The organism is Labilibaculum filiforme (assembly GCF_002843315.1).
Taxonomy (GTDB): domain Bacteria; phylum Bacteroidota; class Bacteroidia; order Bacteroidales; family Marinifilaceae; genus Labilibaculum; species Labilibaculum filiforme.
Window position 1 is genome coordinate 54,589 of the sequence record NZ_MVDD01000010.1, and the last position, 12,251, is coordinate 66,839.

Sequence of the window (12,251 nt, forward strand, 5' to 3'; positions counted from 1 at the left end):
ATATTTGGGGATACTTGTTTTAAACAGCCGAAAATATGCCTATCGCTTTAAGTAAAAGTAGTAAGGATACTACTGCCCAAATTAACAATCCAAACAAGGATATATTTGGCAGCATCTTTACGGTTTTCGACTTTTGAGTGATTTTACTGCCATCCGGAAATAAAGGATTTACTTCGGGATAATAAAATCGTATTTCTTTATCGAGTTGAATAATGTTATTCTTGTGTTTGGTCATGAATTCAATGCCACTTTTAATTTTCAGATAAAATACATAGTTAATGATACCTCCCCACATTGCAAGTGGCAGTAGAACAGGAAAAGCACTTTTTGTTATCGAGCGCTGATAGAAAAAACCAAAGGCAGCCATTAGGGCAAACAACAAGGTAATTTGCATTCCTAGTTTGGTCCAGTTTAAGTTGTCCTCGTGGGTATATAAATCGGTCATTTGAGTCGAGCGGGCAATTAGCATTTCGCCTTGATCGTCCATTTTTCGATTCGAAAGTTTCACGTAATCCGATATCAGAGAATCTTTATTCGGTAAATGTATCCAAGTAGAACGCTTGCGTATTTTTCCATCCTTATCGGCTTTAGGAGTAAAGTGCAAGTATTCGGTAAACCCCATTTTTTTATGAAATTTACAACTTGCAACATTCAAAGGTTCCGAAACAATTACTGCCAACATAGCCCTGTCTTTTTTTATAAGGGTAGCTAAATGTTGATACAATAAAGCTGCAATTCCACTTTTCGCATAATTGCGACTTACAAACACCTGCTTAATCAGCACAAATTCCTTTTTTGCAGTGAATTTTAACATCAGATTGGTTTCATCATCGGGTAAAATATTTTCGCTGTTAAAAGCCATTAGGCATCCAACTATTTTATCGTTTATGCAGGCTTTGAAAAAGAAATCATAGCAAGCTAAAAACTTTTCATATTCCTTATTGCTGTATCCTGAAACTAAGAAACCTTTTTCAGCATTTTTTGTGTTTTTTAAAAGAAGTTCGGATTGGAGGGAGGCAATTGCTGGAATATCTTCAATAGTAATAGGGGATATTTGAATTTTGTTCATAGATGAAAACGGTTTTTTATTTAAATAAAAAACTAAAATAAGCATTTATTCAGAACTACCATATTTAACGAATTATGCATTTGCCTGAAGGATGTACACATTTTGTCAGGAAATGCCTATAGTTCTTATTTCGTGGGTGTAGAGAAAGAAAGCTTTCTGTTTCTTGAATTTTATATTTTCGGTTTAAAACCTTTTTTATTTGTTTCTGGCAAGAGTTATTACTTTTCTCCTATAACCGGTGCCTTTAGTTCAACCTGTAGTTTATCTGAAATTTCATCGGCAACGGTGCCAATAAACCGGCCTTCGCCTGATAGCAGTTCGATATTTTCATTAGGCAATACCAGTATCAATTTATAAACAATATTGGTGTCGTATCGGGATATGGATAAAACCGCCATGCTGGCAGATTGTTGTACTCTAATAATTCGCAGGTGGTGAACTTGGGCTATGCTTTCCCATTTTCCGGTTTTGTACGCAAACAAACCGATGTATTTTTTAATTCTCTTCCCTTTAGTATCAATTAAAATACCTGTTCGGATAAATAGTAATGGAATGGCAAATGGAATAGCTACAATGCCTGTATATTCCGACATAATTATGGCTAGTATGCCTATTAGCAATAAAATAACACCCAGCATAAAAAAATTGGGAGGTAATTTTCCGGTTGTGTATTTTAAGATCATGGGGTTCAGATTAAATAGCACGAAAAGTTAATTAATCTATTTTGATATTGACATAAAAAACTGGTGATTTTTTAATTTTGAAAGGATTGACTGTTTGTAGCTGAGCTTGATGGTGCAAAATTTGCCTCGCCCGTCATATCCTGAATATAAACAAGCTGTACTTATTAGGTGGTAACTAGTTTCCTTTTTTCACCACAGAAACTGCAAAGAATCACATAGGAATATGAAACGTCCATGTCAAAGGAATTTTAACACACAGGGAAATGATTATCCCAACATGGTAAGTTCCATATGGCAACTAAAAATCAAATAATAATCATATGAAATTTTGTAGCATTTAATTTTCTTAGAACTCTTTGTGATGTGCTTAGAATTTCTTTGGGGTTAAATTTTCGACCAAGAATATAAAGCGCTTTTACCACACTGAAATAAGAATAAATATAATGCAGAATATAAGGATGTGCCGAAGCCTTTTATACCGAAAATACAATAAGTCGATTCTCAATTTGGAGATCCGAAAATTTGAATGTTTTGCGAATCCACTCCAATGTTTGTTGCTGATAAATGAATACATGAGTAGGATCGTTTTTGTAGTACCAATTGGCAAAATTGATATTTTTGTCGTACAAATGTGTCATACAATACAGCTTTCCACCGGGTTTCAGCAAGTTTCTCAGCATGCTAAATTCTTTGTGTGGATAGAAAAAGTGTTCTATTACCTCGCAACAGGTAATATAGTCGTATTGCTCATTTAGTAATTCGGGGTAGTTGTGAAAGTAGGGGTCGTATGGAGCAATGCAAAAAGAATGATCTGCGAGTACTTTAGTGATTACAGGACCTGTTCCAGCGCCAAAATCCAAGCCTTTATGTTTTGTGGTAAAATCTCGGCGAACAGAAGTTGTAATGGGAGATACAAATTGTTGGTATCCCTTGTCCTCAATATCATTATTGTGTTGCTGATAATGCGTTTTTTCTAGTTCACTTGATGGCAGAGAACTGGTATCGCTAACTAAGCCAAAGCAAGTGTTGCATTGGTAATGAATGCGATTTTTTCCTTCGAAAAAAAGTGTGGTGCTACTTTTGCAAAGAGGACATGTTTGTGGCATAGTAATATGGTTTACAAGCTTAGTGTTTCCTCACGCATTTCAGATAAAGTCCTTCTACTTTTTCGCGAGCCCAAGGAGTTTTTCTTAGAAATTTCAAACTCGATTTTATGGAAGGATCGCTAGTAAAACAATTAATTTTTATCATACTACCCAATTCTTTCCAGCCGTAATAAGCCACCAAAAACTCCAAAATTTCAGCCAATTTAACGCCATGTAATGGATTATTTTTTTGTTCTCTGTCGATAGTACTGTTTTCGTTCGATTCCATATTAACTAATTTCTAATTTTTCTATTACTATTTATAGCACCAATAAAGCATTTTCGCGTAACTGATTTATTGGTTTCGAATACCAAAACAGTTCAAATTCATCGAATTGTTGTTCAAAATCGGCTTTTAAATCTCCTAAAGTTAGCTCGTTTTCTTCCATAACGGATATTTTTTTCAGTACTTCTAACAACCAATCGCCTTTTTCTTTTTCGAGCGAGATTTCGAAGCTTTCGGTTTTTTCATGAAAATACATCTTATATAATTCCCAAGTTCGACCTTTTTTCGATTTGGTAAGACTTATAATTTCTGGCGTGCCACCTAACCAAATTGGTTTTGCCGAATCTTTAGGAATGGTATATTCGGTTGCTTCCAAGCAGTTTTGAATAAAATCGGATTGGATGCTGGTTCTCGGAATTCTAAATCCGGAGGGTAACTCGTCGAACCAATCCTGTAAAGGAATTTCAAAACCAAGACCGTGCATATAATTATAGAGTGATTTTTTTAAGCCATAGCTAAATAAATCGTGATTGATTCCTGTTTTGTCGGTAAATTCTATATCGTTATTGGCAAAGGAAATTTTATTGTAGTGGGGAGTAATGCCATATGCTTCTGGATTTAAACCGACCGGACTGTGAGCCGTTAAGGCAAACTGATGCCAAAAGGCCGACTGTACAATTCCCAATTCGAATATCTGTCGAACAACTTCCAGACTGTCGATGGTTTCCTGCACTGTTTCCGAAGGAAATCCATACATTAAATAGGCATGAACCATAATTCCAGTTTCGGTGAAATTATTGGTCACTTGAGCTACTTGTTTTAGGGTGACTCCTTTGTTTATTAGTTTTAATAATCGATCCGAGGCTACTTCCAAACCACCCGAAACAGCAATACAACCCGAAGCTTTTAATAGAAGGCAAAGATCTTTAGTGAAGCTTTTTTCGAATCGAACATTGGTCCACCAGGTAATGTTTAGTTTGCGCCTAATAATTTCGATAGCAAAGGATTTCATAAGTGCTGGGGGAGCTGCCTCATCAACAAAATGAAAACCTTTTTCTCCAGTTTGTGCGGCAATTTTCTCTACTCTATCTGCAAGAATTTTGGCAGTAATGGGTTCGAAATCTTTAATGTAATTTAACGATCCGTCGCAAAAAGCACATTTATTCCAGTAGCAACCGTGTGCCATGGTTAATTTGTTCCATCGTCCGTCGCTCCACAAACTATGCATTGGGTTTGCTATTTCAATTACTGAAATGTATTTGTCTAGCAAAAGATCGGAGTAATCGGGAGTGCCTAATTCGTGTTGCTTGTAATCTGCTATGTTTGTTGTATTGTTATACTTTACTTCCTTGTTAAGTCGTTCATAAGTGCGTTTTAAACCAGCTGTTTCTTTGCCCGGATGTAGTACCTTATTCGCCAAAAGTTCTAAAGGCAATTCTCCATCATCCAAAGTAATGTAGTCTACAAAATCGAAGACTCTGGGGTCGGTTAAACTTCTTAATTCGGTATTTGGAAATCCGCCACCCATTACAATTTTAATGGCAGGATACTCTTTTTTAATAAATTGTGCACAACGAAAAGTGCTGTATAAATTACCGGGGAAGGGAACCGAAAAGCAAACCAGTTTAGGCTGGTGCAATTCAATTTGTTTGCACAGAATGTTGGCGCTGAGCATATCGATGTGAGATGCATTTTCTTGCAAATGTTTCTGTAGTTGATCAAATGTAGATGCACTACGCCCCAATCGTTCGGCATAGCGACTAAAACCAAAATGCTCATCGATGCATTCGTTAATGAAATCCGACAAATCTTCTAGGAAAAGGGTTGCTAAATGCTTCGCTTTGTCCTGCATTCCCATCAATCCAAAAGCCCATTCTAAATCTTCTACCTGCTGAAATCTAGAGGCTTGTGGCAGGAAATTTTCTGTGCAAATTTGTCTGGCTAAAGTCTGATTTTTTCCTTGCAGAAAAGAAACCACGTCGTTTATTGTCAATAAATAATGCTCGCGAAGGGCATAAATTCGTTGTGCATTTTCCGAAATAATCCGGTCTTGCGCATAAGCAATTTCGAAAAGCTCCGATAATCCTTGTTGGGAGAAAAGTTCCAAAATAACTTCAATTCCTAAATCCATTTGAAAAGAACTGATGTTTTTTTCATTTAAAAACCCTTTAAGGTAGGCTGTTGATGGATAAGGGGTATTTAATTGGGTAAAAGGTGGAGTTACCAGAAAAAGGTCTTTCACGTGTTGGTGTTTTAAAAATTGGACGTTGTGATGGATTTTTGCGACAAGAATTTATTTGCAGTCGTTAAAATTGATGTCTTTTGCAGGGATAAGGTTCAGTCTTATTTTCATTTTCTTCTGAATCACTTTAAAGTGGTGTTCATCCTCTTCAGGCACAAACGAAATGGCTTCTCCTGGTGATTCTGCACGACCAGTTCGTCCAATTCTGTGAATATAATCTTTAGGAGAACGGGGCAAATCGTAATTAACTACGTAAGGCAAAAATTCAATATCGATACCTCGGGTTAATAAATCGGTGGCAACCAGAACTCGAAGCTTGCCGGTTTTAAATTTGCGCAGATTTTCGGTTCTTGCTCCCTGACTTTTTTTACTGTGCGTGCTGGTGGCTTGTATGCCATTTTTACTTAATTTGTAAGCAACAGCATCGGCTCTGTGTGCCGACGATACGAATACAAGCACTTGTTCTAAATTGTTTTTCTTAATGATATGTCGAAGAAGTGGGCCCTTTTTTTCTTCGGATACCGAATAGGCTATTTGATCGATTAAATCGAGCGTATTTTCTTCTTCCTCTATTTTTATAATTTGAGGATTGTTTAAAAGAACCTGATTTATGGATTGTAAATCGTTGCTTAAAGTAGCCGAGAACAAAAGATTTTGGCGTTTTTTAGGCAACAAGGCAAATATGCGGTTCATTTCATCTTTAAAACCTAGGTTCAGCATTTTATCGGCTTCATCAAGCACCAATGCTTCAATTTCCGATAAGTGTACGGCATTCGAAGCTTCCAATTCCAATAATCGACCGGGTGTAGCAACTAAAACATCTACATTATTCATTGCCTTCATCTGTGGATTAATAGAAACACCACCATGAACGGCTAAGCACTTAATTGGATCGGACAGAGCAGAAGAAAATTGCTGGAATACTTCTAAAACCTGCATAGCAAGTTCGCGGGTAGGCACCAATACCAATGCCTTAATGAATCTGTTTTTGGAAATACTTCCTCCCTGAAGGTTACAGAGAATAGGTAGCACGTAGCTGGCGGTTTTTCCCGATCCTGTTTTGGCAATTCCCAATACATCTTTTTTCTTAAGAATGGCTGGAATTGCTTCTTTTTGAATAGGGTAGGCTTCGCTGTAATTTTGATCGGTTAGAGCTTTTAATAATGATGAAGGTAATCCTAAAGATGCAAACGACATATATTTTTATTCTGATTATTGTTGTGGATGTGTTTCCGCGTGTAAAGATACAGGAAATAAAGCTCAACTACCTATTTCTTGTCCTCAAACCCTTAACGGGTTTTAAAGAATTGTTTGCATTTGTGCAAGACTGTTTTCTAGGCTTAAAGTGGTTTGTATTGTTCTTATTAGCTTTGTAAAGCCCATTCAACGGCTTTTTCGGCATGAATGGTGGTGGTATCAAAGGTCGGAATGTCCACATCCGATTCTGAGATAAGTAGAGGGATTTCGGTACAACCTAAAATAACTCCTTCGGCACCTCGTTTTTCCAAATTTTTAATTATTTTCTTATAGATATTTCTCGATTCATCTTTGAAGTTACCATGAACTAATTCTTGATAAATAATATGGTGAATTTGCTCTCTTTCTGCATCAGTTGGAATTATTACTTCGATATTGAACTTATCGTTTAGATATTTTTTGTAGAAATCTTTTTCCATCGTGAATTTTGTGCCTAGCAAGGCCACTTTTTTGATGTTTTTCTCAGCAATTGCCATGCCAGCAGCTTCTGCAATGTGCAAAAATGGAATAGAGATGCTTTTAATAATTGCCGGACTGCATAAATGCATGGTGTTGGTTCAAAGAACGATAATATCTGACCCAGCACGTTCTAATTGCTGTGCGGCTTTTACCATCATATTATCGAGAGTTTCCCATTCTTCTTCGTGTTGTAATGCTACAATTTTATCAAAATCAACAGTGAGTAGTATGCTTTTGCAGGAATGAAATCCGCCTAATAATTCTCTTACTTTTTTGTTGATCAAATCATAGTAAACAGCAGATGATTCCCAGCTCATTCCACCTATTAGTCCTATTGTTTTCATTCTAATTTAAATTTAGTAAGAGGTTAAAAAGATCGAATAAAGATGCGGTTTATTATTTACAATTTGGTGTGTACAAATAGAACGAACCAAATAAACAGCTGTGTTTTTTAAAGTATTTTATTGGTTACGAAGCTGTCTGGAACAATTAATTTAAAAAATTGCACTTTCTTTTAGGTGTTTATTGACTAATTCGAGAAGGTTTTTTGCTTTCACAGGTTTACTGAGGTATTCGTTGCATCCCGAATCGAACGCTTTTTGTCTGTCTTGACTAGACGCATAAGCGGTTTGGGCAATAATTACCATATCTCTCTTGCCTTTTTTAATTTGTTGGGTAGCCTCGTAGCCACTAAAATCGGGTAGACGAATGTCCATTAAAACGACATCTATATTTTGCGATAATGCAATTTTTACCGCAGTGGCTCCATTATTGGCATGAATAATTTTGGCAGGAGTTCTGCTAAAAACTTCTTTCAAGTAAAGTGCATTGGTTTCGTCGTCTTCAACAATTAATATGGTTTTTCCATCAAAATCGTATTCCTGCATGCTTGCATGGTATTTTGGTTTGGCATTACTATTTTTACGAATAGATTTTTGAGGCAAAGTAATTGTGAATGTACTTCCTTTGCCAAGATCAGAATCGATATGGATTGTTCCCTGCAGGGAGTTTGTAAGTCCTTGAACAATTGATAAACCTAATCCAGTGCCACTAAAAATACGATTGGCACCTTGTTCAATTTGGGCAAAACGTTCAAAAATATGTTTAAATTCTGAATTTGGAATTCCAATTCCAGTGTCCGAAACCCGAAGAATGATATTTTTATGAGTATCTATTTCAAGATCTATTTTAATTGTGCCCTTGTCGGTGAATTTTAGTGCATTACTAATTAAATTTGTTGCTATTTTCTTTAGTTTTTCTTTGTCGGTGATAAAAGTCTCCATATTGATTTCCGAATGGTTACTTACCAATTGAATAGTTTGTTTATTTTGTCGAATTTGTTCTTCTCTAAACAATGCTTCAATTTCAAGAATAGTTGTTGGCAAGTTACATTCTTCAATTTCAAAAAGGACTTGTTCGGTTTCTATTTTCGAGATATCTATAATATCATTAATAATGGAAAGAAGATCGTTGCATCGCTGAGTAATAATATTAGAATACTCCTCAACACATTCTTTATTGTCTAGTTGATCAGAGAGTAGGGAAGAGAATCCCATAATGGCATTCATTGGAGTTCTAATTTCATGACTCATGTTTTGTAGAAAAATAGTTTTTAATCGATCGCTTTCTACAGCTCTTCCTTCTGCTTGAATTAATTCTTTATTTTGTTGTACAAGTAGTGCTTCATTTTTTATTACTTTTTTCTGAGCAACATCGTGTTTTTTCATTTCAATTCTAATTCTTCGGTAGCCTAAGGTGCAGAAAAACAGCATGGCAATATATGAAATTAGATGTGTGAATATCATGCCATCAATTTTAGCTCGCACAATAGAGGTATATTTATTCATTGGCATCGAAACACTAATTCCTCCTCGGATATCTCCAAGTTTATACCCTTGATTGGCATGGCATTTTAAGCAACTGTTTTCAACGATCATTGGTAGCATTAAACGTAAATACTTTTGGTTATTCATCGTTTCAACACTAGAGTATTCTGTTTCTCCTTTTTCAAATAGTTTTAGCGCTTTTGCTTCCCATTCATCCGCCATATTACCCGGATTAATAGGTTTTAAGCTGGTAATATGTCCTTTTTGTCCGTATTGTTCCTCTTCAAAATGAAAAACCAAACGAGTCATGTATGCCGGGTTTACTAGGGTTAGGCTTTTTCCTGTTGTGGTGCTTATATTTTGATCGGGCAGAAAGTTTAAGTGTGGGTTTGGCTGAATGGAGTCGGTAATGGGAACGTAAACGCCTCCATGTAAGGATGCCCATCGCCGAAAGGCTAAATCTTTATTATAAGAGCCAAGTGCTTCTACTTTAGCTAATTCGTAAGATGTTTGATATTCTTTGTGGATATTCCAAGCTAAAGAGCTACCTATTAGTAGGGTGATACATATAATAATTAGAATGAAAAAATTGGTGATATATCTAATTCCTTTGCTCATTTATAGATCTTTAATGTGTGTTTGTGATAACGTAAAACGAGAGGAGTCAATAATGACTATTTGTTTTATTAATGCGTATTGTTAAGTTACGAATATTTGTTTACGGAGCAAATTGTAAGAGGTTATGATATTCGAAAAGTTATAGAACAGAAATTTTGATTTTCTGTTTGAAAAAAGTTATGTATACGTATTATGGGAAGTTTGCGTAAAGGATTGTAGTGGATACCACGCAGTTTAGGCTTTTTGTGCGAGTGGTGCGGAGTAGGAACGAAAAGCCTGACCCGATTGTGCTGGCCTGTTTGCGGGGGAAGAGGGATACGTCCAAATAAGTTATTTAGATAAACTCCAGGCTTCGGGTTTGGCGGTAAACCATAGTTTTACTTTTTTCCAGTTGGTCTGAAAAAAAGAGGAATCTCGGTACTGGTTTAAAGCATTCTCCGATTGCCAGTGGCTTACTGTGAAAAAGACCGATGGATTGTTTACATCCTGTAAAACTTCGAGATGAGAACAGCCAGGAAAAGTAATAATATCCTCTTTTTCGGCACTGGTGAAGGTTTTAAAATCGAGAATGTGTTCTGGATGTATTTCTAGTTTAACAAATCTAATGATCATGAAATTTGATTCTAATATCGGAGTTAATATCTAATTGCAACAATTCGGCTAAGTTGCCTTTGTTTATTGCTATTTCTAGTAATCCCGAGGAGTTGAATAGAGCTAAAAAATCGCCTTCGGAGTTTTCGAAATAATTTTTATTGATTTTGGTGATTCGGTAATGATTACTTTGTACCAATATTTCAAATTCTCTTTTCTGATTCATCGATTCGAACAATTCTTTTGAAATATTGGTGGTTACATTTCCATAGGAATCAATGTAAATTACCTGTCCGGTAATTGTTCCTTTCTGAATTAATGCGCGGATGGGAACTAAGCGGTATAATGATTTTTGTGTCGGTCCTAATCCCGCAAGACTATTGTGTTTACTAATGTGAGCTGCAACTTTGGAAAAGATATTTAGTTCTGGGAAAGTAAGGAATTGAGCTTCCTTTTCGGTGTTTTCGATGCGAACAATTTCTTGAGGATCGCCTTTCATTACCAAACTAAAAATACCATTGTCGGCACCAATAAAATAATGATCCTGATATTTTACTGCTAAGTGCGGGTGTTCGGGAGTTTCCTCCGATTTAACGCCTATTATATGAATGCTTCCTTTGGGAAAGTGAATAAAGGCATTTTTTATAATAAAAGATGCTTGAGAGATATTGTAGTTGTCTACATTGTGACTTAAATCGACTAATTGAGCATCTGGACAGATAGATAGCAGTCTCCCCTTAAGTGCTCCTAAGTAGTAATCGCGGTGTTGCCAGTCGGTAGTTAAACTTATTATTGCCATAAACGGATCTAAATTTTAAAAAGAAAGAGAATTTATTAATATCGAAAATATTATTCACATTTCTCTTTTGTACTGCTAAACAAATCAAATTAATAATTAATTTGTAGGCTCAAAAGTAATGAATATTGAACGGAATATATGATTGAAAAGAGCATATCTTTAGGGGTAATTGATCCTCTTGAATTTTACGGAATTAATAATTCAAAATTGGCACTCTTAAAGGAGATGTTTCCAAAATTGAAAATAGTTGGCAGAGGGAACGAGATATTTGCTAGTGGTGAAGAAAAAACGCTCGATTTATTTGAAATGAAGGTGGATTTGTTGATACAGCACTACAACCAGTATAATGTGCTAACCTTAGCAAATATCAAACGAATTGTGTTGGAAAATACTCCTGAAATTGCAGATCCTGATGATCCTAAAAGTGTTATTCTTTTTGGTAATAATGGGAAGATTATTCGTGCCCGCACTGCCAATCAAAAAAAGTTGGTAGAAAAAGCGGCTAAAAATGATATGATTTTTGCGGTTGGACCAGCAGGATCGGGGAAAACCTATACTGCAATTGCATTGGCAGTGAAGGCATTGCGGAATTCCGAAGTGAAAAAAATTATTTTAAGCAGGCCTGCCGTAGAGGCTGGCGAGAATTTGGGGTTTTTACCTGGCGATTTAAAGGAGAAAATTGATCCTTATTTGCAACCCTTATACGATGCCTTATTGGATATGATTCCGGCCCGTAAATTGGCAGATTATTTAGAGGCTGAAATAATTCAAATTGCGCCTTTGGCTTACATGCGGGGAAGAACTTTAAACGAGGCTTTTGTAATTTTAGATGAAGCACAAAATACAACCACTAAGCAGTTAAAAATGTTTTTAACTCGTATGGGAATTAGTGGTAAGTTTATGATTACTGGTGATATTACACAAATTGACTTGCCTAGAAAACAACATTCAGGCTTAATTCAGGCTTTTCGGATATTAAAGGATATAAAAGGCATTGCAATGGTCGAGTTCGATAAATCGGATATTATTCGCCACCGTTTGGTAAAAGAGATTGTTAGTGCCTACGAAATAGAAGAGGAAAGAAAAGATAAATGGAGAGAAAATAAGGAGGAGTAAAAATACCTAAGTAGTAAATAGTTTTGTAAAAAGACGACAGGGAGGAATATAAATAGTTATTCCTGCTTTTCTACGTTTTTACTTTTATCTATCTTCGCATTAATATTGAATTCTGATTTTCTCAGAATCCATTTGAAAGGAGTGGATTGCATTGAAAATCAGACAGTAGCAGATAGTTTCGACTATCGGCTTAATTGTATAAACCATTTTTATAAATTAT

At 35.8% G+C, this 12,251-nt stretch carries 12 protein-coding genes; 1 reads left to right on the forward strand and 11 read right to left on the reverse strand.

Annotated features, from left to right (window positions below):
- Positions 1-19 precede the first annotated feature (19 nt).
- The 11 genes from BZG02_RS13855 to BZG02_RS13905 form a co-directional block, all read right to left on the reverse strand.
- Positions 20-1,069, reverse strand: coding sequence for a GNAT family N-acetyltransferase (locus BZG02_RS13855; RefSeq protein WP_180335729.1), 1,050 nt, complete (start codon positions 1,067-1,069; stop codon positions 20-22).
- A 218-nt stretch (positions 1,070-1,287) separates the two neighbouring features.
- Positions 1,288-1,752, reverse strand: a complete 465-nt coding sequence (locus BZG02_RS13860; protein ID WP_101262044.1) for a hypothetical protein — start codon at positions 1,750-1,752, stop codon at positions 1,288-1,290.
- Between the two features lie 473 nt (positions 1,753-2,225).
- On the reverse strand, positions 2,226-2,858 hold the full coding sequence (locus tag BZG02_RS13865; RefSeq protein WP_101262045.1) for a class I SAM-dependent methyltransferase: 633 nt from the start codon (positions 2,856-2,858) through the stop codon (positions 2,226-2,228).
- Positions 2,859-2,877: 19 nt separating this feature from the next.
- The gene (locus BZG02_RS13870; protein WP_101262046.1) at positions 2,878-3,126 is read right to left on the reverse strand and encodes a VF530 family protein; all 249 of its coding nucleotides are present in this window, start codon (positions 3,124-3,126) and stop codon (positions 2,878-2,880) included.
- Positions 3,127-3,157: 31 nt separating this feature from the next.
- Entirely contained in the window at positions 3,158-5,365 is a 2,208-nt protein-coding gene (locus BZG02_RS13875; RefSeq protein ID WP_101262047.1) for a B12-binding domain-containing radical SAM protein, read from the reverse strand.
- Positions 5,366-5,416: 51 nt separating this feature from the next.
- Positions 5,417-6,562, reverse strand: coding sequence for a DEAD/DEAH box helicase (locus BZG02_RS13880; RefSeq protein ID WP_101262048.1), 1,146 nt, complete (start codon positions 6,560-6,562; stop codon positions 5,417-5,419).
- A 167-nt stretch (positions 6,563-6,729) separates the two neighbouring features.
- Positions 6,730-7,170, reverse strand: a complete 441-nt coding sequence (locus BZG02_RS21030) for an aspartate/glutamate racemase family protein (RefSeq protein ID WP_218972246.1) — start codon at positions 7,168-7,170, stop codon at positions 6,730-6,732.
- Positions 7,171-7,179: 9 nt separating this feature from the next.
- The gene (locus tag BZG02_RS21035) at positions 7,180-7,425 is read right to left on the reverse strand and encodes an aspartate/glutamate racemase family protein (protein ID WP_218972247.1); all 246 of its coding nucleotides are present in this window, start codon (positions 7,423-7,425) and stop codon (positions 7,180-7,182) included.
- Between the two features lie 150 nt (positions 7,426-7,575).
- Complete coding sequence (locus tag BZG02_RS13895) at positions 7,576-9,525, reverse strand: ATP-binding protein (RefSeq protein WP_101262050.1); 1,950 nt, start codon at positions 9,523-9,525, stop codon at positions 7,576-7,578.
- A 330-nt stretch (positions 9,526-9,855) separates the two neighbouring features.
- Positions 9,856-10,137, reverse strand: a complete 282-nt coding sequence (locus BZG02_RS13900; protein WP_101262051.1) for a putative quinol monooxygenase — start codon at positions 10,135-10,137, stop codon at positions 9,856-9,858.
- On the reverse strand, positions 10,127-10,915 hold the full coding sequence (locus BZG02_RS13905; protein WP_101262052.1) for an SAM hydrolase/SAM-dependent halogenase family protein: 789 nt from the start codon (positions 10,913-10,915) through the stop codon (positions 10,127-10,129). The genes BZG02_RS13900 and BZG02_RS13905 overlap by 11 nt, the downstream gene beginning before the upstream one ends.
- 138 nt (positions 10,916-11,053) lie before the next feature.
- Here BZG02_RS13905 and BZG02_RS13910 point away from each other — a divergent pair, with 138 nt between their 5' ends.
- Positions 11,054-12,031, forward strand: a complete 978-nt coding sequence (locus tag BZG02_RS13910) for a PhoH family protein (RefSeq protein WP_101262053.1) — start codon at positions 11,054-11,056, stop codon at positions 12,029-12,031.
- Positions 12,032-12,251: the final 220 nt, after the last annotated feature.